At 58.9% G+C, this 22814-nt stretch carries 15 protein-coding genes and 2 tRNA genes; 3 read left to right on the top strand and 14 right to left on the bottom strand.

What is annotated here, in order from left to right; genetic code table 11:
* Positions 1-629: 629 nt before the first annotated feature.
* From ACESUZ_RS06540 to ACESUZ_RS06495, 10 genes are all read right to left on the bottom strand, one after another.
* Positions 630-702, bottom strand: a tRNA-Lys gene (locus ACESUZ_RS06540).
* Between the two features lie 28 nt (positions 703-730).
* Positions 731-2011, bottom strand: a complete 1281-nt coding sequence (locus tag ACESUZ_RS06535; protein WP_138341072.1) for an aminopeptidase — start codon at positions 2009-2011, stop codon at positions 731-733.
* A gap of 89 nt (positions 2012-2100) precedes the next feature.
* Positions 2101-2676, bottom strand: coding sequence for an ABC-2 transporter permease (locus ACESUZ_RS06530; protein WP_022093792.1), 576 nt, complete (start codon positions 2674-2676; stop codon positions 2101-2103).
* Complete coding sequence (locus ACESUZ_RS06525) at positions 2677-3555, bottom strand: phosphoribosylaminoimidazolesuccinocarboxamide synthase (protein ID WP_006236210.1); 879 nt, start codon at positions 3553-3555, stop codon at positions 2677-2679.
* A gap of 118 nt (positions 3556-3673) precedes the next feature.
* Positions 3674-5239, bottom strand: a complete 1566-nt coding sequence (locus tag ACESUZ_RS06520; RefSeq protein WP_040360026.1) for a sensor histidine kinase — start codon at positions 5237-5239, stop codon at positions 3674-3676.
* Between the two features lie 11 nt (positions 5240-5250).
* Positions 5251-5973, bottom strand: a complete 723-nt coding sequence (locus ACESUZ_RS06515; RefSeq protein ID WP_006236208.1) for a response regulator — start codon at positions 5971-5973, stop codon at positions 5251-5253.
* Positions 5974-6126: 153 nt separating this feature from the next.
* On the bottom strand, positions 6127-7338 hold the full coding sequence (locus tag ACESUZ_RS06510; protein WP_373199128.1) for a hypothetical protein: 1212 nt from the start codon (positions 7336-7338) through the stop codon (positions 6127-6129).
* Positions 7338-7601: a TIGR03905 family TSCPD domain-containing protein gene (locus tag ACESUZ_RS06505; protein ID WP_161115613.1), complete on the bottom strand. Its 264-nt coding sequence runs from the start codon at positions 7599-7601 to the stop codon at positions 7338-7340. Before ACESUZ_RS06505 ends, ACESUZ_RS06510 begins: the two co-directional genes overlap by 1 nt.
* A 128-nt stretch (positions 7602-7729) precedes the next feature.
* Positions 7730-9076, bottom strand: a complete 1347-nt coding sequence (purB, locus tag ACESUZ_RS06500) for an adenylosuccinate lyase (RefSeq protein WP_055251306.1) — start codon at positions 9074-9076, stop codon at positions 7730-7732.
* Between the two features lie 425 nt (positions 9077-9501).
* Positions 9502-9576: transfer RNA gene (locus ACESUZ_RS06495), tRNA-Gly, on the bottom strand.
* 297 nt (positions 9577-9873) lie between these two features.
* On the opposite strand from ACESUZ_RS06495, the gene ACESUZ_RS06490 reads away from it, so the two are divergent.
* Positions 9874-13305, top strand: a complete 3432-nt coding sequence (locus ACESUZ_RS06490; protein ID WP_373199126.1) for a SpaA isopeptide-forming pilin-related protein — start codon at positions 9874-9876, stop codon at positions 13303-13305.
* Positions 13306-13371: 66 nt separating this feature from the next.
* On the opposite strand, the gene ACESUZ_RS06485 is transcribed toward ACESUZ_RS06490, so the two are convergent.
* Positions 13372-13590: a hypothetical protein gene (locus ACESUZ_RS06485; RefSeq protein WP_022094153.1), complete on the bottom strand. Its 219-nt coding sequence runs from the start codon at positions 13588-13590 to the stop codon at positions 13372-13374.
* 21 nt (positions 13591-13611) lie between these two features.
* A complete protein-coding gene (locus ACESUZ_RS06480; protein WP_373199124.1) occupies positions 13612-16803 on the bottom strand; it encodes a hypothetical protein in 3192 nt (1063 codons plus the stop codon).
* 198 nt (positions 16804-17001) lie between these two features.
* Here ACESUZ_RS06480 and ACESUZ_RS06475 point away from each other — a divergent pair, with 198 nt between their 5' ends.
* Complete coding sequence (locus ACESUZ_RS06475; protein ID WP_161155902.1) at positions 17002-18024, top strand: WYL domain-containing protein; 1023 nt, start codon at positions 17002-17004, stop codon at positions 18022-18024.
* On the top strand, positions 18011-18928 hold the full coding sequence (locus ACESUZ_RS06470) for a helix-turn-helix transcriptional regulator (protein ID WP_373199122.1): 918 nt from the start codon (positions 18011-18013) through the stop codon (positions 18926-18928). Before ACESUZ_RS06475 ends, ACESUZ_RS06470 begins: the two co-directional genes overlap by 14 nt.
* Here the strand turns inward: ACESUZ_RS06470 and ACESUZ_RS06465 are convergent.
* Positions 18925-21819, bottom strand: coding sequence for a helicase C-terminal domain-containing protein (locus tag ACESUZ_RS06465; protein WP_373199120.1), 2895 nt, complete (start codon positions 21817-21819; stop codon positions 18925-18927). The two genes, ACESUZ_RS06470 and ACESUZ_RS06465, sit on opposite strands and share 4 nt — an antisense overlap.
* Positions 21813-22778: a D-alanine--D-alanine ligase family protein gene (locus ACESUZ_RS06460; protein ID WP_035136496.1), complete on the bottom strand. Its 966-nt coding sequence runs from the start codon at positions 22776-22778 to the stop codon at positions 21813-21815. The genes ACESUZ_RS06465 and ACESUZ_RS06460 overlap by 7 nt, the downstream gene beginning before the upstream one ends.
* Positions 22779-22814: the final 36 nt, after the last annotated feature.

Here is a 22814-nt window from a genome sequence, read left to right as displayed (position 1 = left end):
AAATGGTTCGATGTCTGCCCGGATGCGACACTCAATGTGTCCATCCTCGCAGTATCCGGTTCTCAAGGTGCACGCCTGCGCGGCTGATCCGGTTCCACCGGGCCGCGCGGCAAGGAGATATATTGCCAGACCGGAGGGGCGCCGGGGGCGGGAATCGCGCACTCCATATTTTGTTCACAAATGAATATGTCCCTCAGTCGCGTCCCTGAGGTTATAACTGAAGCATTGGCTTCTGATATTGGCGATGACCAGCTGGTTTATAGGTGTTAAGGCATCGGTCATCTCTGGAGCGCCACTTTACTCCAAAAGCATCAGCTATTTGTTTCCCGTCGGTAAAAGGCAGGTTTTGTTCGCCAAGCGTTCTTATATATAGAGAAGTTCGGGTTCGAACCCATGCACCGGCAACAAAAAAGCGATCAACCGGAGTTGACCGTCTCAACAATCTTTGGGTGGGCCGTCAGGGGTTCAGCCTGCTTCGCAGGCGGCCGCTGCGGCGCTTTCGCGCCTTGCGCGCTGCGCTGGCAAACGCTCACGCGTTTACTCAGCTCCGCGCCCCGACGGGTTCGAACCCATGAAAGGGCGACAAAAAAGACGGCCAACCGAAGTTGACCGTCTCAACAATCTTTGGGTGGGCCGTCAGGGGTTCGAACCCTGGACCTTGGGATTAAAAGTCCCCTGCTCTGCCAGCTGAGCTAACGGCCCGCGGGTGGCATTGTACCACGGTCTGGGACTATTCCCAACTCCATTGGCCGTTCTGGAAAATCACAACTTCACGTCCATCAGGCGTAATGCCCACAATATCGATGTCGTCCGTGCCGATCATAAAATCGACGTGCGTGCTCGAGACGTTAACGCCATGCTCCAGAAGCTCCTCCTTGGACATGTCATACCCACCCTCGATGCATTCGGGGAAACCGACACCTAGCGCGAGATGGCAGCTAGCGTTCTCGTCATAGAGCGTATCGTAGAACAGAACACCACTTTCGCGGATCGGCGTGTTCTTGGAAATGAGCGCGACCTCTCCCAGGTGAGCAGCGCCCTCGTCAGTATCGATGATACTTGCGAGCGTTGCCTTGCCCACGCGGGCGTCGTAGTCCACCACGCGGCCGCCCTCGAACTTAATCCAAAAATCTTCGACCTTATTGCCGTGATGGATGAGCGGCATGGCCGAGTACACGATACCGTCGGCACGCATGCGATCGGGCGAGGTGAAGACTTCCTCGGTGGGAATGTTGGGGAAGAAGGGGTGCCCATCGGGCGTCTTGCCCTTGCCGCCGGCCCACTCGTGACCTTTCGTCATGCCAATCGTCAGATCGGTTCCATTTGCCGCGGTGTAATGCAGGTAGTCGAAACGATTGTCGTTCAGGAAACGCAGGTTCTTTTCGAATGCGGCGTCATGGAGTTCCCAGTCGCTCTCTGGGTCCTGGCCATCGGCGCGCGCGGTGTGCAGAATCGCATTCCACAGCTTATAGATTGCAACCTCATCGGCGTCTCCCGGGAACACCTCGTGCGCCCAAGCCACGACCGGAGCGCCGGCGATGCACCACGGATTGATGTTGTAATCCAGTCCACGGCGGAAAACTTTGCACTGCGTATTCCTCGCCTTTGATGCCGCGGCCGGCTTGGCTGGATCGATGCCCTTGAGGGCCGCAGGATCCGCACCCTCGATAAAGACAAAGCAGGCACCATCCTGGGCCAAGGAATCCAGCTGCATGCGCTTCCACTCGGGCGTCTGCTCAAAATAGCTTTTCTCGACATGCTCGTACGTGAGCCTCGTCACGGCATCATCGGCCCAAATGACCGTCACGTGGCCGGCGCCGGCAGCATAGGCCTCCGCGACCACCACGCGCGCAAACGGCGCGCACTCGACCGGAGACTGAACGACGACCTCCTGGCCGGGCTTGACGTTTACGCCCTTGCGGACGACCAGGCGCGCGTAGTTTTTAATCTTGGGCTCCAGGGCCTTCATGCCCTCCAGAGCCTCTTCGACCGTCAGGGCAGCTCGAATCATGTGCTACTCCATCTATCTATAGAACAGTAAAAAGGCGCGCCGCAAAAACGACGCGCCTTATATCTTAGCGATAAGTATGTATGCAAACGCTACTTCTTCTTGGAGTCCTTCTTGTCCTCCTCGGCAGCCGCGCGCTCAATAAGAGCGTTGAGCTTGTTCTCGGACATGCCCTCGGCCTGCGCGCGGTACATGTTGCGCAAGGGACGAATACGAGCGAAGTCATAGATAAAGTCGCCCAAAATGATGACGTAGGACAAAACAATGCCGACCATCTGGACAGGGCTGGACACCATGCCAGCGGGAGCGAAGTACAGCGAGGCCCAAATTGCCACGACGAGCACCATGCCAATGGCGAGCACAATCCACCAGATGCGACGGCGCTTGGTGTAGTCCTCGTCCTGCTTGAGGAGGATATTCGACACCGTATAGATGCGGTCCTCCTTGGCGCGCTGCTTAGCCTTGCGGGCGCGCTTCTCCTCTTTAGAGAGGCCCTCGAGGTTCTCGCCCTTCTCGAGCTCTTTGCGGCGTGCCTTAGACGAAGCCGGCACGACGCGAACGGAGCTCGCTGCTTGGCGGGCGGGCTTAGCAGATGCGGCAGACTTGCGCGCAACCCCGGTAACTTCGTGGGATTGCGTGCGCTTGTTCGTGGCGCTACGGGTACTCACTTATGCGTTCTCCTTCATGCTTGTGAACTGGGAGCCCGTGATGATCTGGAAGGCCTCGCGATAGCGCTCGGACGTGCCATCGATGACCTCGGCGGGCAGGTGCGGGGTCTCCCCCGTCATATCCCAGTTGGCCTTGAGCCAATTGCGGACGAATTGCTTGTCGTAGCTAGGCTGGATCTTGCCCTCCTCGTAGCTGGCAGCAGGCCAGAAACGGCTGGAGTCGGGCGTAAGACACTCGTCGATCAGCGTGACCTTGCCATCAATAACACCAAACTCGAACTTGGTGTCGGCAATGATGATGCCACGGGTCGCGGCGTACTCGGCGGCAGCCTTGTAGATCTTGAGGGAAAGGTCACGAATCTGCGTGGCGATGTCCTCGCCCACGATCTCGCAGCAACGCTCGAACGAGATGTTCTCGTCGTGGTCACCGATCTCGGCCTTCGTGGACGGCGTGAACAGCGGCTCAGGAAGCTTGGAAGCCTCGGTCAGGCCCTCAGGCAGCTGGATGCCGCAGACGGTGCCGTTCTCGTCGTAGGTCTTCTTGCCCGAACCGGTCAGATAGCCGCGGACGATGCACTCGATAGGAATCGTCTGGGCCTTCTTAACCAGCATGGCGCGGCCAGCGAGGTAGTCACGATACTCAGCAAACTCCTCGGGGAACTCCGCCGGGTCGATGGAAACGAGATGGTTGGGGACGATGTCGGCAAACTTATCGAACCAGAATGCCGAGATGCGATTGAGTACCTCTCCCTTAAACGGAATCTCGTCGGGAAGAATGAAGTCGAACGCAGAAATGCGGTCGGTGGCGACCATCAGCAGGTTTTCACCGGCATCGTAAATATCACGAACCTTGCCACGGGAATCCGGACGACGCTCCATCGTTGTCACGTGAGTCACTCCTTACCTAAATACGACAGAAATGCGGGTTCTTTCCCGCATGTTTTCGCAAACTCGGAGCGGCAGGGACGCGGCCCCTCCTTCACCGAATAGCGAAAAGCTAGTGCTCCATTGTAGTAGATGCCGCGTCTGCCGTGTGCTCGCGGGGCAGATGAATTGTAAAAGTCGTACCCTTTCCAAGCTCCGACTCCACGGATATGTAGCCATGGTGACGCTCGACGATCTGCTTGGTCACGGCGAGGCCAACGCCCAGGCCGCCAGCTTCGCGGGCGCGGCTGGCATCGGCGCGCCAAAACCGCCCGAAGATGCGCGACAAATCGTCCTTGGCAATACCGATGCCGGTATCAGAAACGGCAATGCTGACGTGCTTGCGGTCACTGAGCACCGACACCACGACCCAACCGCCCTCGGGGGTGTAGCGCATGGCGTTGCTCATGAGGTTGATAACACATTGCGTGATCATGTCGGGATCGGCCTCGACGACATCGTCGTGACCCTGGGTCTCGTCCGCAAAACGCAGGCGCAGATCGCGGTCGACAAACAGGCGCTCCTGGGCATTAACGATGGAACGCACGAAAGGAACCATGTCCACCGGCTCAAGGTTGAGCGGAGCCGTGCTGTTTTCCATGCGCGACAGGTCGAGCATCTGCTGCACCAGACGAGCCAGGCGACGCGTCTCGGAAGCAACGGTTTCCAAATGCTCATCGTCGGTGGGATACACGCCATCCTGCATGGCCTCGACCGTTGCGAGCATGGCCATAAGCGGCGTGCGAAGCTCGTGTGCAACGTCTGAGGTCAGGCGCTTCTCGTGTTTCATATCCTTCTCGAGCGAAGTGGCCATCTCATCGAAGGTCTCACCCAGCTGATCGATCTCGTCATCACCGCGCAGTCCCGTGCGAGCCGACAGGTCGCCGTCACGGATTTGCTTTGCGGTACTGGTGATGCGATGAATCGGCTTGGTGAGCATGCGCGACACGAGCGATCCGATAACGACCGAAATGCAGATTGCAACAACCGCGGCGAGGGCCATGGCGTTAAAGGTCTTCTCCCTAAACGCAGAGTCCGCCTTGGTGAGCAGAGCGTCGGAGCCGATGGCCCACAGCTTTACCTGTCCGACATGCTCGCCGGAAGACGTTACAATCTCGACGTTAGCAACGCTATCGGAGTCGGTTGGAGCAGACGAGACCGGGCTATGCGATGCCCTCTTGCCGCTCGTGTCGTCGGTCGTAGCCTGGTTTTCGCGTACATCGGCGGTGGCGCTTGCCGAGGGCCAGGAATCGTCATAAACGATCACGCCCTTTTTATTGACGACCTGCATACCCAGATCGTCGGAAACCAAACTCGACGTTGCGACCGTGCGCAGTTCTCCCGCGGTCCAAGAGCCGTTTTCCTCATATGAGGTTGCCAACTTCTCGGCAGCGGAATTTGCGATTTCGACGATATTGGAGCGTGTGTAATCCGAAAAGACCGTGCCCCACACAACAGAGACAACGCCCACCAGCACCAATACCGTCATGAGCGATGTCAGAGCAAAAGCAAGTGCCATGCGCGAGGGATAGCTCATCGTTGGCCGTGAATCGGAACGAGGCGTGTTCCAACTAGCCTTGGAACCCGCCTCGCTCTCCTGCTTGTGCTTTTGTCCGATTTCAAAGCGCGCAGGTGTCATATGTGATTTCCCTATTTCTCGTCCGACTTATCGGTCTTGGCCGGAGCCTCGAAGCGATAGCCGACACCATGGACGGTGTAGAGCCACTTGGGCTTCTTGGGATCATCGCCCAGCTTGGCGCGAAGATTCTTCACGTGGCTATCGATGGTGCGCTCATAGCCCTCAAAGTCATACCCGAGCACTTTCTCGACCAGCTCCATGCGGTTATACACACGGCCGGGATGGCGGGCAAGCGTGGTGAGCAGCTTGAACTCGGAAGCCGTCAGATCGACTTCCTTGCCCTCGACCAAGATCTTGTGGCCCGAGATATCGATGACCAGATCGCCGAAGTCGAGCACCTCGACGGCGGGCTCGTCGGCCTGATGGGCACGGCGGAACAGAGCACGAACGCGGGCGACGAGCTCGCGCGGCGAGAACGGCTTAATCAGATAGTCATCGGCGCCGAGCTCAAGACCGATAATACGGTCCTCGATCTCGCCCTTAGCCGTCAGCATGATGATGGGGACATCCGAGGTATCGCGAATGGTGCGGCAAACGCGCTCGCCGGGAATCTTGGGGAGCATAAGGTCGAGCACGACCAGGTCGAACTGATGCTTCTCGAACTCCTCGATCGCGGACTGACCGTCGCCGACGCCCACAACCCAGTAGCCTTCGCGCTCGAGATAGGCAGCGACGGCGTCACGGATTGCCTTCTCATCCTCGACCAGCAGAATCTTTTTTGCATCTGAAGCCATAACACGGCCCCCCTGTCTCAATTAGCTAAGAACAAGCCCATTTTAACGCACCTGAGCCCGCCGGATGCCGCTATGACGCGGCAGCTCGGCGGGCGGTACTCACAATTACAACGCGTTTATTCCCCTGTTGGCGCCTTTTTAACCCCTCTAAGCTTAAAGAGAGAATAGGCGTGCAGTGACCGTCTCTGGTATACCCTGGCTGTTGCGCACCGTGGCGTACGTAAGGAATGAGTCCGACTTTCCCGCCGTAGCTGGATAATCGCCATACTCCAAAGCGCGGTCGGGCGACAGCAGCGAGCCATAGGTCTTGGCAGAGGTGTCGATCAGGAAATGCGACGCCTGTACCTTAACAAGGTATTTATTCTTCTTGCCAGCCGCACATGCAAGCGGCTCGCGGGACAGGAAGAGATACGGCCCTCCCTCATTACCGATATACGTGCCCATGTTGCCCAGGCTGCCCACGCCACTATAGGTCGCCTCGATAGAAAACACGAAGGTATCGCCCATATATACGGCCTCGAAAGGCGAGACTGACGAGGGAAGAACTAGCTGGGCACGTTTGGTGTTGTTGCCGTCGGTCAGATCGATTGCCGTTATGCCGTAGTAGACGCCCTCGTCGTTGCGGACACGCGGCGAGATGGTCAAAATGCCGTCGCTCGCGCGCGGGGCCGATGCAAAGCGGCCCGTCGATTTCCAAATTACCTCGGCCTTGGATTCATCAAGCGAGCGACGATAGCAAAACGAATCACTACTCGTTTTATTGCCGCCTGCCGAAGGCATTTTATACCAGATGACTGATGACCCGAACGCCGTGAACAGGGGCGGATCATAGTCCTTGCCACCTCGATCGAGCTCAACCACGTCGCCAGAGAGCGAAGCGCCCGACAGATTTTGAGCGTAGAGCTTCCACGATGAATTGGCAAAGTTCATCTCAACCCACGCGAATACGCCGTCGCCGGCACGGACATCGTAGAATGCGTATCCCGTGCCCTCGATAGGATCCTCGATTAATGTGGTAAGCGAGCCATCGCCCAGGTTGAGCACGCCGAGTGTGTTGGCGTGCAGTGCCGATGCGGGCGCCATCATCGCCGCGGCGTAATCGCCGTCGCAGTAGTACAGCAGCGTACCCAGAGGCAGCGTCCACGATGACGCCGGCTCAAGATCGATGTCGACAGCCTCATACTCATCCGTAATCGAGATGATTTTGGAATCGTCCTTGATAACCTGCGGCTCGCCGGCGACATCATCGCTGGTACCCGTTTTTTTCGAGCATCCGGCAAGCACCGTGGCAGCGCCCGCGGCAGCCCCACCGAGTACAAAGCCGCGACGCGATATTCCGTTCTTGATGTGATCGGCGATACCCATTAGGCGATCTCGGCGCGAGCGGCCTCGATAGCGCGCGTAAGCTGGTCGGCGCAGGAGGTCTTTTTCATACCGCAGGTATTACCGGCGAGAACCTCGATTACGCGATCGGCGGGAGCGCCCTCGACCAGCTTGGAGATAGCCTTGAGATTGCCGTCGCAGCCGCCGGTAAACTCAACGCCCACCACCTTGTTGCCGTCATCGGAAAGGTCAAGGTGAATATTGCGAGCACACACGCCCTGAGGCTTGTAATCAAACGAAATCATGCGATCCCCTCTCAGAATGTTATTCGAGACGACTATTATCCCCGTCTTTCCCTAAATGCAACGAGGCGCTTTGCCGGCAACACACATTACCAGCAAAGCGCCCTAAAAAGCTAACGTTATGCCCGAACCTACTCGAAGCTCAGCTGCTCCAGACGATCAAAGACCGTGTCGATACGGGTGAGGAAGTCCCACGGATCAAAGATCTCGTCGAGCTTCTCCTGACTGACGGTGCAGCGCGGGTCGGCCTCGAGACGCTCCTTAAAGGTGGGGCCGGAGACACAATCCTGTACCTCGTGCCAGGTTGCCATAGCGTTCTCCTGCACAATGGCGTACGCGTCCTCGCGGGTGATGCCCGTGTCGACGAGGGCGAGCAGTACCTTGGAAGAGAAGATGAGGCCGCGGGTCTTATTGAGGTTGGCCATCATGCGGGCGGGATACAGCTGCAGGCCGTCGATAACGCGGATGAGGCACTGGAACATGTGGTCGAGGGCGATGAAGCTATCGGCCTGGGCGACGCGCTCGGCAGAGGAGTGCGAAATGTCACGCTCGTGCCACAGGGCGACGTTATCGAAGGCAACCTGGGCGTTGGACTTCACGACGCGCGACAGACCGCAGACTTTCTCCATGGTGATGGGGTTGCGCTTGTGCGGCATGGCTGAGCTGCCCTTTTGACCCTTACGGAACGGCTCCTCGGCCTCGAGCGTATCGGTCTTCTGTAGATTGCGAACCTCGGTAGCGATGCGCTCACAGGTGGCCGCTGTAGTGGCAAGCACGCCGGCAAGGTAGGCATGGTGATCGCGGCTGATGACCTGCGTGGACAGGGGATCGTGGACCAGGCCCAGGTGCTCGCAGACGTACTCCTCGACGAACGGCTCGATGGAGCTGTACGTGCCGACAGCGCCCGAGATAGCACCGAAGGCAACATTCTTGCGGGCGTCCTCAAGACGATCCAGATCGCGCTTGAGCTCCCAGGCCCAAGAGCCAAACTTCATGCCGAAGGTCATCGGCTCGGCATGGATGCCATGAGTACGGCCGGCGCAGAGCGTGTTGCGCTCCTCAAAGGCGCGACGCTTGCAGATCTCGCCGAGTTTTTTGACGTCCTCGATGATCAGGTCGCAGGCCTGGGTGAGCTGGTAGCACAGGGCCGTGTCGCCCAGATCGGAGCTGGTCATGCCATAGTGAACCCAGCGGCTGGGCTTGGGGTCGCCCTCGGGAACATCGGCATCGATGTACTCCTTCATGTTGGTCAGGAAGGCAATGACGTCGTGGCGCGTGACTTCCTCGATCTCATCGACCTTCGCCTTCTCAAAGTTGGCATGGTCGCGGATCCACTGGGCCTCGTCTTTGGAAATACCGATCTTGCCGAGCTCCGCCTGGGCCTCGCAGGCCAAGACCTCGATCTCCTGCCAAATGGCGTACTTGTTCTCGAGGGAGAAGATGTGTCCCATCTCCGGGCGGGTATAGCGATCGATCATAGCGGCTCCTTTTTGGTTATTGGCACGTTGGTCGTAACCCAACCATTGTACCGTGCGCAGGTGCAAGTATGGGCAGCAGGCATTAACCTAACATTTTGGAATTGGAGCGGGCAACGGGACGTCCGCGCATTTGCTTCGCAAATCCGCACCGGCTGCGGTCGATCCCCTCGGATTCACGGTGACGATGGGGAAGACTTTGTTGAATTGGCCGTCCCGAGGTCTTCTGTGCTCCATGGAGCGGACAACGGGACGTCCGCGTATTTGCTTCGCAAATCCGCACCGGCTTCAGGCGCCTGTCGGCGCCTTCGCCTGCTCGCTACAAACGCTTCGCGTTCGCTTAACGCTCGCACCCTGGCGGGTTCGAGTCCCGGCGCTTGGTAGTAAAAAGCACGGCAACGTAACGCTGCCGTGCTTGTGCTTTTTACTGGAGCGGGCAACGGGACTCGAACCCGCGAGTGTCAGCTTGGGAAGCTGATGCCTTACCACTTGGCGATGCCCGCTTGTGCGTTGGCTAGTATAACGCGGTTGTCTTGTTCGATACAAGGGTGGTGATGCTTGTTTTAGCTGTGGAGAATCATTTGAAAACCGCGCCAATTGTGGAGATGAGGACCTTTGTCTTTCTTTTCTTACCATCTTTTACCTGCACTTTTATCTGATTGTTGTATTTGAGCTCGATTTGTCAGAAATCGGGCAAGCTTTTGGTCAGGCTCCGGTACTTACCCGCATGAACCTCGGGGGTAGCCTCATCCTACGCGTCGCAGCCTCCCCGTGCGGCGCACGAGGGATAAGGAGCAGCCATGTCCAACGCACCCACGCACTCTGTCCACAGCGCAATCGCAACAGGTCCGCTGCTCCTGCTCCTCTTCCTGCTTTTCGGCTGTCTGGCACCGGGAGCCGCATTTGCCGTCGATGGCTACGACCAGCTCGGCTTCCGCACTATTAGCGATGATTGTGGACCCTTCTTCATCGGCAAGTATGAAGCTCAAGACACCTCGATTGCCTACTGCATGAACCAGGAGCGCCCCGGCCCCACCAAACCGGGCGGCCCATGGCTCAACTTTGATCAAGGCTGGGTGTGGCTCGACGACGAGTTCGCGGCAATCGTTTGTCACGGATATCCTACCGCCACGTCGTTTGGCGGTTACCATCTTTCACCCGATCGCGCCCGCGCCGCCACCCAGCTTGCCGTATGGATGCTCAACGGCACTACCCATGTCGACGGCACCTACTCCTACACGACCGCTCAGGGCAAAACCAAGAGCGGACACTTTACCGCCGACAATGAAGTCGTGGCGGCTGCGCGGTGGCTCCACGACAGCGCAAAATCAGGAAGCATCAAAGCCGCTCCGCACCGCGCGCGACGCTATCTAGGAGCCGTATCGGGCGGCAGCAAACGTCAAGACATGCTCTATGTACTGCCGGCGGTCTCTGTTTCCTTCCAAAAGCAGTCTGCTAACACCGTTATTACCAGCGGAAACAATACCTATCAGTTTACCGGGGCAACATTCGATATTTTTGAGAGCGCCAGCGGCGCGCGTGTCGGCACCATCAAGATGGACAGCAACGGTCGAGCGCAAGCAACACTTCTGCCCAACACGGCATACTACCTAGTTGAAACGAAGGCGCCGGCCGGCTATGTCCCCCGCCACGATCGTATTGCCTTTACCACGGGGAATGACGGCGGGCGGGTCGCCATTGATGAACAGCCCGGCACCATCAATCTGCGTATCGTAAAACTCGATGCCGCGACGAATGCCGGCCCCCAGGTGGGATCTTCACTCGCAGGAGCAGAGTTCACGTGTGTGTCGCAATCAACCCCTGGATGGGCACAAATCCTCACGACCGACGAAAGCGGTCGGGCCACCCTCGCCGATGTCCCCTTAGGAACCTTTACCATCTACGAATCAAAAACCCCCGAGGGCTACCTGCCATCCAACGACAGCTGGACCTATACCGTTGGAGCCGACCAGCTCGGCGATTCAGGCGTGGTCGAGATCGAATCTCGCGTTTCCGATATCCCCATTGCGTTTAACCTTGAGATTTCCAAATTCAAGGATTACGGCAATAGCGACCAATCCGGCCTGGAGCAGCCGGCGGGTGGTGTTGTCTTTGAGGTTGTCAGCAACAGCTCTCAGCAGGTTGTTGGCACACTGACCACAAACGTCTATGGCTTTGCCTCCACCAAAGATCAGCCCGAAGCATGGTTCGGCGCAGGCAAGCGACCCGCCGGTGTCCACGGAGCCGTCCCATACGACCGTGCCGGCTACACGGTTCGCGAGGTTCCGGAAACCGTCCCCGAGGGTTTTAAACGTGCAGGGGAATGGACCGTCGGGGCCAATCAGATTTCCAACGGCGCCGAGCTTCAATATATCGTGGACAACCATGCTCTGTCGACGCATCTCCAGATTGTAAAACGCGATGCCCAAACAGGCGCTTCTGTTCCACTAGCCGGATTCACCTTCCAACTACTCGACAGCAATCACGAATCTGTCTCACAAACTTGCTGGTATCCAACACATAACGTAATGGACACCTTTACGACTGACGCGACCGGGACCGTCACACTGCCCGAATCGCTCGTGCCGGGCACCTATTATGTACGCGAAACCTCGGCCAAAGAGCCCTATCTTGTCGGCGAGGAGATCGAGGTAAACATACCCGCCGACATGAACCTAACGCCCGTTGCAATCGCCTCGTATTATGACCACGCCGCGACCGGAAACATCAGGATCGTTAAAACCGATGCCATAGACGGCAGCAGCCTCGCGGGCGCCGTCTTTGAGATCCGTGCCTCGAGTGATATCGTGCGCCCCGACGGTAGCATTGCCGCGCTCGACGGTGAGACTGTCGCTACCATCACGACGGATGAAACTGGAGAAGCACGCGCGGACAACCTCCCGCTGGGACTTGGCACCGCACGCTACGAGGTTGTCGAGACTCAAGCGCCGGCAGGCTTCTTGCTCGATCGGACAACCCATATTGTCGACCTTACTTATGCCGACCAGAAAACACCCGTTGTAGAAGCACGGCTTAACGTATCCGACGATTACACCAAGGTTGATATCTCCAAGGTCGATGCAAGCGGTGAGCAGGAAGTGGAAGGCGCACAACTCACCTTATATGGTCCCGATAAAACCGAAATAGACTCCTGGACCTCATCCGACAAGCCACACCGCGTCGAACATCTTGCACCCGGCACCTACTCGTTGCGCGAAATGATGTCTCCGCGGACCTATGACCTTGCCGAGGAAATAACGTTTGAAATAAAGGATACGGGAGAAGTCCAATCCGTCGCGATGAAGGATGCGCCCATCGAGATCAAGGGACAGGTCGACAAGCGTCAGGAACTTGTCCAACCTATCGAAAAGGGCCTGTTGGCTAACGGCGATGGTAAAAATCGCGCCGCGACGCAAACTAATACGGATGGACTTTTCTCCTATACCATCGACGCTCGAAACGATTCCGCTACTTGGGTTGATGAGTTTACGATTACCGATGATCTTGAGTGCGCCAAAGACGGCACGGCGAGATTCATCTCAATCGAAACCCCCGTCGCCATCGGCGACCTCAACGGTCTGTGCAACGTGTGGTATCGCACGACGCCGTTGGACTCGACAGACGTCGATGAGCCGGCGAACGCGACACTTGACGATGGACACGAAAATCCTTGGCTTGAGTCCGACGAAGTAAAAGAGAGCCTTGGTGAGGACTGCCGCCTCGTCGATTACGACGGCTGGCGCCTCTGGAAGGCGGATGTCTCGACCACGGAATCCACCACACTCGAGGCGGAAGAGCTCGACCTTGCATCCAATACCGTCGTAACAGGCATTCGAATTGAATACGGTGCGGTAGCCGCCGACTTTACGACTCGAAGCGATGCGGATTCTTGGACCCGCGATGATCTCAAAGATGAGCACGACGACCTTGACGATGCCAAAGCAATCCTTGGCACAGACGCTCGGGGCGCAGTCGTACACATGCAGGCAACGTCGGCTTATACGCCCCAAACCGCACTCACCAACAGCGCGCGCGTCGATCTTTGCCGCAACGGTGGCGGCGATAAACTTGAGTCACATGACGAGGACAGCGTCATTCAACGCTGTACCCTACCGCAGGACCTACCGGCAACAGGATCAGTTCCCATCGCCGCTTGCATCACCGCGCTCCTGACCTCGGGTGCCGCAGCCCTATGGTTCGCTCGCCTTAGGTCGATCCCAAAGAAGCGCTAGCGCGATGAAAAAGCGGGCGAGCCAGTCCCCTGGCTCGCCCGCTTTCAATCATTTAAATCGCCGCATCTACTCTGCAGACGAAGATCCACCATCAACGATTGCCTGCTCGGACTCAGGAATCCCATCGGCACCCGTACTCTGTTCTTGCTCCACCTCTTCGCTGATTGCGGAGGCGGGGGTCGAGCCCTTTGCACCCACGATGTAGGCAGCCCCAAATCCTAACGCAATGGCAATCAAGGTCAAAATCACGTAGACAGGCCAATGGCGCTTAATATACGAAAACACGTTGACTCCTTAGAGCTCCGTCTACGAACGGCGGATAACCTCGGTCACGACCTCGGATACCGTAGCAATGTTCGTCGGGTTGACATTGTGGGGCAGGTCGTCCTCGGTACGAGCGCAAGCCAGACGCGTGCCGTCCACGCCGGCGATGGTAAGGGCTCGGCGGCTCGCCTCGAGCGCAGCATAGGCATCGGTCTTGGCATAGGGCATCTCGAGCGCGCCACAATCGACATGGAACGACTTGCAGACCTTGCTGACCAGGTTCATGATGCGGCGATCGCCCTTGAGCAGTTGTTGTTCGCCCTCGACCGTCACCACCGAAAGCCTACCGGCGCCGACGGATTCAAGATTGATAAAGAATACGCCGCGGAGCTTATCGCGATGCGAAGCCAAGAAGGCCTTCATGCCAGCGCCATCACAATCCGAGGCGCCCGTTGCCACAAACCAGATATCGTGACCGAGCAGCTCATCATCGCCCATAGAGGCGACAGCCGAGAGCATATCTTCGGAAGAAGCGCCATCGGAAGACGTAGCGCCACCCTTCCAGCCATCGTTATCGTCCTCGAAGTTATCCCACGAACCGATACCGCGACCGGACTTCTTGGCATCGTAATCGTCTTCGACGCCCAGCCAGTCACTCATGCTGTCCTGCTCGTTTTTCTTTTTACGGCCGAACAGACCACCCAGGCCGCGCTTACGAGACTTGGGTGCCGCCGGGGCGGGAGCCGAAATGGTCTCGGTCGGCTGTGCGCCCGACGCAACGGGCATAGGAGGCGCAACGGGTGCCGATGTGGGTTCGGGGCCCTGGGCAGTAGCAAAGGGATCATTGACCTGTGCGGAGGGGTCGGGAAGGTCGAACAGCGACGTGCGAGACGCAACGTTTGCCTGCTTCATAGACGGCAGCGACGGATCGGGGACCGAAGCCAGCGGAGACGAGGAAGGTGCAGGCGACGGTGCCGACGACGGATCGGGAACATTCATCTGCGGGCGCGGCGATGCCTGGGAGGAAATCTGGGCCATAAGGGAATCGACCGTTTCGTCCTGGGTGGGAGCGACATTGGCAACCGTGGCACCGGAACCACTCGGGGTCGGCATGGTGAAAATCTGCGTGGAATAAGGCCTCGACTCATCCGTCTCGGGAGTCTCGGAAACCGCAGGCACTTCCTCCTGCTCGACCTCGGTCGAATCATCTTGCTCGGCTGCCGCGTATTGCTCTTCGTCAGAGTTGGCCTCGACGGGCTCGTCCTCGGCGGCATCTTGGATTTCGGCAGCATCAACAGGCTCGTCATCGTCTGCCGCGTCGCCCTGCTCATCGGAAACAGGAAGGGGCTCGGCAATCGCGGTGCCCTGTTTTTCAAACGTTATCGTGGAATCGAACTGCGCGGCATCAAACGACATGGTGCTATCGACGTGCTGCTGAGCCTCGAAAGACGTCGTCGCTTCAACAACATCCGCGGACGCCGGTTGCTGGGACTCAAAGGACGTTGTAGCTTCGGCGGCTTCGACGGGCGCGGACTGCATAGCCTCGTTCTGCTCGAACTCTTGCGCCGCGAGCTCACGTGCCGCCTCGGCTGCCTGCTGCTGAGCGATAGCCTCCTGCTCGGCAGCCTCGCGTGCGGCAGCGCGCTTCTCCTCGAAATCGTCGACAAATTTCTTGCCCTTTGCAAACGCACCCTTAAAGAAGTTGGAAGCGCTGGCGCCAATCGACGAGAACGCGGATGCAATGTCGGCATGCGGCGTTGCCGCGGGAATCTCGGCCGAGAAATCAGTATCGCTCTCGTAAGACACGCGCCTCGGTTGTTCAACGTAATCGTCGTCAGACTCGTCCGCAACGTCTTGCGCCGGTGCGGCGGGAGCCAAAATGTCCAGTCCTGCCGCGGGATCGAACGCGGACACCGCCTCGGGATCGGCAACGGCAGCGGTAACCGCGGCAGACTCATCATCCGCAGCGACAACGGGCGCAGGCGCAGCCACGACGGGGGCAGGCTCGGGCTCAAACGTTGGCTCCTCGCCCTCCTCGTAATCGAGCGTGCAGGACTCGGGAAGCATTCCGAGCGCACGGATGGCATCCGAACCAAAGCGGATGTTGCCGGCGGCGTTGCGATAGAGCTTGGGCTCGGGCTCGGCAGACTCCTCCGCCGGCTCGGCAGCGGGAACCTCGTCATTGAACTCTTCGGCTTGGGCAGCCTGATTCTGATCCTCAGGCACGATAGCGCCGATCAGCGTCTCGTCGGCAGACGCACCCTCAAAGCCCTCGATTTGCTCGTCGAAAGCCTCGCCCTGTTCGGGCTCGGTCTGAGCGTCGGGAGCAATCGGCTGACCGAATTCGTCCTCGGCGTAGGTAGGCTCTTCATACTCGATGGTGTTGCCGTAGTCGTTTTGCTGCTGGGCCGCGGCATATTCCGCCGCTGCGCGCGCCATTTCCTCGGCACGACGCTTCTGCTCCCCAAAATAGGTATCGAACGGAACATCGTCGGGAAACTCGTTTTCGCCCTGGAAGGGAGCAACGTTGTCCATAACGCCGAGCATAGCGGCGACAGAAGACTTGTTGCACACCGCGCCAGACGTATAGGGAAGAATGTGGCGGTTAGAGATGATGTTTACCGCGTTGGCGAGTGCAACGAGGGAAGCGAGGATCGCGACAATCCACAGCAGAACCTTGAGCGCGCCGGGGAGCGGCAGAATACGCAGGATGGCAACGGCAGCGGGGGCAACCGTGGCAACGGGCAACAGCTTGGCGATGAGTGCACGATACGAAGCATAAGGCTCGCGGGCGAGCAGCTCAGCACGGGGAGAGTCGTAGTGTGCGACAACGACCACCGGGCGGTTACGCGGGGACGCGAGCGGGCCCGAGGCCTTGTGGTAGGCGATGACATTTTGGCTCACGCCCGTCTTGCCCAGGCGCGAAACCACGGGGTGGCCCGTGCGCTCGAGCACGTAAAGAACGGCGCCGACAATGGCCAGCAAGGTGCCGACCAAGCCGATACCGCCGCCGATGCCCATCAGCAGGGCGCCGGCAAACGCAAGAATACCGGTAACGGCAAATGCCAACCTACTGGGCGCCGGGGCATTGAACTCCTGAACCTCGGGGTCAAAGCCGTGGTTGCGGAAGATCTGAGCGATATCTTCGGCAGCCAAGCGCTCTTCTTCGCTGCATGCCGGCGTAATGCCGGTGTTCTGCAGCAGGTGGTTAATATAGTTCTGGGTGTTCGCCATGTGCGCTCCACATCCATAATCCGACAAATAGGCCCAATGCATGCACATTAGAACCGTATATAGTCGAAAGTATACCCCGAGCGAGCGCAAACGACCGAATTCGGGCCATCTTAACGCCCCGAGCGGACAAGGATATAGCCTAATCTCCATATCGGACTAAAATCATGGCAGCAAACCACCTTCTCATGCGAGGACTCTATGACGGCAAGCGACACGACCGAGACAATTAAAAAGGGAAATTCGGAGCCCAGTTTCGATAAAACGGCTCAGCGCATCCTCAATCTTTTCTTTGTGCTCAATAGCTCCCCCGAACCGCTGACGACCGAGCAGATCGTCTTGGATTCTGACCTGGGATATGGCTCGGGCAATATCGACTCGGATAAGCGCAAGTTTCGACGCGATCGTGACAAGTTGCTCGAACGCGGCATCTTAATCAAGGAGGTTCGCCCCACCGGCGCGCAGGAGACCGAGGAAAGCTCGTGGACAATCGACCGCGAGCACACGTTTGCGGCAGGCGGCCTCATTACCGCAGACGACGCCGATATCCTGCTCAACGCCATCGACCAGACACTAGCGGCCGGCTCATCCACTTTTGCCGCACCGCTTGCCGATATTCGCTCCAAGATTGCCTATCTCACCGGCAGGACGACGGTAGACGAGGCGCCGATCAGCCGCTCTCCCACCGTCGATGCGGTTTGGAGCGCCTTTGCCGAGCGATGCGCGCTGCGATTTTTATATCAGAACGGACGCGGCGAGCAGAGAGAACGTACCGTCTGCGTCTACGGCATGTTCGAGCGCGAGGGCGTGGCTTACTTCTGCGGCCTCGACAACGTCACCGACGACATCAGGACATTCCGCTGCGACCGTATCGTTCGCGCTTGGCGTCCTTCGAAGGCCTACGTCATCCCCGCGGACTTCAACCTCAGCGACTACCTGTTCTTTGAATTCGATTTTGCCGACCGACCGCCCGTTGCAGCCACGTTCTCATTCGCCCCTCAGACGCAGATCGATATGATCAACGGTCTCACGCGTGGGCGAGGTGAGCTCGTACACACCGATGTGGGATGGACCTGGACCGTTGACGTGCGCGATCTTGAAGCCGGCGCCTCATTTTGCATGGCCCACGCCATGGACGGCATGAGGCCCGTGGCCCCCAAATCGCTCAAACAGGCGTGGAACCACCTCATTGAAAGGACGGTGCACGAGTATGCCCGTGCGTAAACTCACCAGCGAGCAGAGACTCTCGCGCGCCATCGACATCATGGAGGCCCTCTACGCCGCCGGCGAGAGCGGCATGACACGGACCGAGATTTGCAGTCGCTTTGACATCACGGGGGTATCGCTCGACGAGATTCTCGAGATCGTCTCGACGCTCGCGGACCGAGAATCGGGCGCGCGCATCATCTGCGAATGCCGCGGCGAGCGTGTGGTCCTCACCGGTGACGCCGGGCGTGTGCTACCGCTGCGCTTGAGTGCCGCCGAGGGCGCTGTGCTCAACCATGAACTTGAATCGTTGGGGATCGAGCCGCATACGGCAGCTCGGATTCGACATGCCCTTCTACCCGAAGAGCTCGGCTATAACCAGCGCGTCTTTGACACCGTCAACCACGGGTCGCACTGGCAGCAGCTGAGCTGCGCCATTCAGGACGGTGTTCGCTGCCGCATCTCGTATCGCTCGATGGACGATGCACGGCCACGTGAGCGTCTGGTCGACCCCTTGCGCATTACGGCAAACGGCGACCAAACATACCTGATTGCCTGGGACATCGCGGTCGATGAGCAGCGCACCTATCGCATGGATAAAATCGAGGGACTCGCCTTGACGGAAGACTCCGTCGTGCCTCATGCACCGGACGTCACATCCCTCCACGATTCCCTTGCTCGGACGCAGCGTAGCGCAAGGCTCTTGATGCCATTCGATATGGCGGAGCATCTGGACTGGGCCGGCATCACCCTAATCGAGCGCAGCGGGGCAGACATGGCAACGGTAACCGTGCATTATGGCTCCGAGCGTTGGCTACTGAGCCAGGTAATCGCAGCGGGCGGAGCCATCCGCATCTTGGATGACCCCGCCCTGTCAAAGCGTCTGTGCGATATGGCAAAAACCCTCGTCTGTCCGCTTTAGCGCCGCCGCTCGTGGCGTGCACGCCACAGTTGCAGATAGTGCCCAATCTGTGCCGATTCGATGCGCTGGTAGGAGCTCGTGGGCAGCGACGTTAAGAACTTCTTTCCGTAGCCCTTCGTCACCAGGCGCGGGTCGGCCAGAATCAGCACGCCGCAATCGGTCGACGAGCGGATAAGGCGGCCGGCCGCCTGCTTGACCTCGAGCACCGCCTCGGGCAGCGAATAGCGCGCCCAAGCGCGGTCTTCACGCAGGTTGCGCTCGCACGAGAGCGGGTCCGTGGGGCTCGAGAACGGCAGCTTGGGAATGATGACGCAGCGCAGCGTCTCGCCGCTGGCGTCGAATCCCTCCCAGAAGGCCTTAAGCGCAAAAAGCGATGAAGTCGGCTCGCTGATAAACCGGTCGCGCAGGCGACGAGGAGATGAGTTGCGCTGCTGGCAGTTGAGTTCCAGACCCGCACGGGCCATCTTGGGCTCAACGCGGGCGTACAGGTCTTCCATGTCGCGCCGATTGGTGAACAGTGTGAGCACCGATCCGCCCATGGCAAGATGGGCGTCGACCAGCACGCGCTCGAGCGCCGTAAGATAGCTCTCACGATCGCGCGGATCGGGGATATCACCCGCAACGACTACAGCCATGTTCGAATCGAAGTCGTAGCTCGAGTCCAAGTGCAACGATGAGGATGTTGAAGCACCGATGCGATCGAGGCCGACCGCGTGGTTAAAGTGTTCAAAGCTTTTGGACACCGTCATGGTCGCCGAGGCAAAGATAGCCGTGTGAACCTCGGGCAGCCACTCGGTTGCCAAGGCCTCGCCAATGTCGATGCGCTCTGCGGTCATTGACTCTCCGCCGACACGCAACCTGCGATTGACCTGCAGCGAATACACGTAGTGTTCATCGGTGCCGTCAATGATGAGTTTGAGGTTCTCGGCCAGCTCGTGCAAGCGGCGCGAGATATCACCCAGGTCGACAACAACCTCGGGCTTGTCGGCGGCGACGGCTTGCACCAGCGCGTCGACGCTCTTGTCAGCCTGTTCCAACGCGTCGATGGCAGCGTAGGCCGACTGTAAGAAATCATGCCAGTCGTCAGATTCGCGCAGTTCGGGGCCAATCCATAGATTGGCATTGTCATAACCCCCACGGGCACGGCGGCCGAGCTCGCGAACGCCATCGAACACGTCGGCGATTGCCATGCTCGCGCGCGCAACCGTCGACGTCGCCTTGGCAGTAAGGCCCAGATAGAGCGTAGAGCCCTCGGAGGTTGCCAAATCACGGGAAACCTGGCTTAGCGCGCCGGTGCTCGAGCCACCCAGGCGCTCAAACAGAACGCGTGACTCGTCCGCCGACACCACGCGCGCCCACTGGCGGCGCGCCTCGCGCTCGATGGAATGGGCCTCGTCGATTACCCAATGACGAATCGGAGGCAAAATCCTGCCCTCGGCCGCAACGTTGCGGAACAGCAGGGAATGGTTGGTGACCACCACATCGGCATGCGCCGCACGACGGCGAGCGCCGTGGACCAAACATTTATCAGGGAAAAACGGGCAGAGGCGACGAGCACACTCGCGCGAGGCCGTCGTAAAGTCGGGGCGGTTGACGCTGCGCCACCGAATGCCAAGTGAGTCGAGGTCGCCATCGGCTGATTGGCAGACGTACGCCATAATGACCGCGACCGCCGTGAGCGTGTCCGTCGGATCGCGCTTGGTGGTAATCTCGGCCTGGCCGCGGCTCATGCGCTCAAGCTTGCGCAGGCACGGATAGTGGTCATACCCCTTGAGAGCGCAAAATGACAGACCACCGTCCAGTTGCTCGGCAAGTTTTGGCAGCTCATGGTACATGAGCTGGTCGGCGAGATTGTTCGATTTGGTCGCAATACCAACCGTGATGTTGTTACGGCGTGCTGCCTCGGCAAAAGGCACCAGATAGGCCATCGATTTGCCGACGCCCGTGCCCGCCTCAATTACACGATGAGTGCCCGTGACCAGCGCATCGCGGACCTCGAGCGCCATCGCAATCTGCTCATCACGCGGCTCGTAGGTGGGGTACATGCGATTGACCAGGCCACCTGGCGCATAGTCTGCCTCAATCTCCTCACGACTCGGCATCTTGAGGACCGGCAGTTCGTCGGCGTCCACCCGATCGTCGGCGCGATCGGCCTTGAGAACGTCAGCACGAGCGGCGCTGAGAGAGAAGATAGAACCAGGGTTCTGCCCTGCCAAGAATGAGAAGATAGGACGATAGGACCAAGGCACATCCGGATGCATGTCGGCTAGGCGCGCCATGAGGCCCTGGGGCAAGTCGGTGAGCGCCACGAGCAACACGCGCCATACGCCACACAGGGCGTCGACGTCGGCATTGGCACGGTGTGATACCGAGTCACAGCCAAACAGATCGGCCATAAAAGACAGCTTGTGCGAGGCCAGGCGCGGAAGCGCGATTCGCGACAGCGCCAGCGAATCGATCCAAATATCGCTCACGTTGACGCCGCCTTTGACCGACTCGATAAACGAGCGGTCGAACGTGGCGTTATGTGCGATCACCGGGCAACCACCGACAAAATCGGCGAGAGCGGCGACGGCCTCAACGGCCGACGGGGCATCTGCCACATCGGCATTTGTAATGCTCGTGAGCTCGGTAATCTCGGCGGGAATCAGCTGCTTGGGATGCACGAAGGTATCGAAACGGTCGACGATCTCGCGGCCCGAAAGACGGGCCGCCGAGATCTCGATCAGTTCATTGTCCTGCACCGAAAGACCTGTGGTCTCGGTATCGAGGACAATCACATCTTCCTCGATAAGACCAAAGGACTGCGTTTTGGCGCGTTCGGCAAGCGTGGCATAGGAGTCGATGACAAACTGCGGCGTTCCTGACGAAACCGCGTCCTCGATTAGCATGCAATGCCCGCTCGACGAAGGCCCATACGGATCAGGCTGTCACAGACCTGCGGGAACGTCATGTCGTCGGTGTGGCGGATCTCGTCCGGATACAGCGACGTATCGGTCATGCCGGGAATGGTATTGGTCTCGAGGATAACGGGGCCGTCCTCACTCACGATAAAGTCGCTGCGCGAGATACCCAGGCAACCGAGGGCCTTGTGAGCAGCACAGGCAAGCTCCTGGGCACGAGCGTAATTCTCGGGTGAAATCTGCGCCGGAATGCGATGGATGTCCGTAGGGTCGACATACTTCACGTCCAGATCGTAGAACTCACAGTCCTCGGGCTTACGAATCTCGACAATCGGCAGAGCGCGCACGTCATCTTCGCCGTATACGCCGACGGTGATCTCGGTACCCTCGATGCACTTCTCGACCAGTACTTTGTCGCCGTACTCAAACGCCTTGGCGATTGCCGCGGGCAGCTCGGAGGGCTCATGGACCAGGGAAATGCCATAGCTGGAACCGTTGACGGCCGGCTTCACAAAGCAGCGCTCGCCACAAACCTCGACGATATGATCGATATCGACTTCATCGCCCACCTCGAGCGCAAGGCCGGGGGCAATGGGAATGCCCGCCTTGGCGTACAGGAGCTTAGAGACCTCCTTGTCGGCACCGCAGGCGCTGGCAAGCACGCCCGAAGCCGTGTAGGGGATACCCAGGGTCTCCATGGCGCCTTGCATGGCGCCATCCTCGCCGCCGGCACCGTGCATGGCGATAAACGCCACGTCAAAGCCGCCGGTTGCCATGGTTACCATAAAGTCATCAGCGGCCGTATCGAGCAGCTCCACCGAGGTGTAGCCGGCTTCCTTCAGTGCCACCACAACGTTCTTTCCCGAATTAAGCGAGATCTCGCGTTCAGCGGAATGACCGCCCGCCAAGACCGCTACGTGCATGTTCTCTAGGCTTTTACCCGGCATGGGCAGACTCCTCCTCTATAATTTCTGCAGCTGATA

It is taken from the genome of Collinsella aerofaciens ATCC 25986 (genome assembly GCF_964239575.1).
GTDB classification, from domain to species: domain Bacteria; phylum Actinomycetota; class Coriobacteriia; order Coriobacteriales; family Coriobacteriaceae; genus Collinsella; species Collinsella aerofaciens_BQ.
Note: the sequence above shows the minus strand (reverse complement) of the source record. Positions and strands in the feature narration are given on the sequence as shown.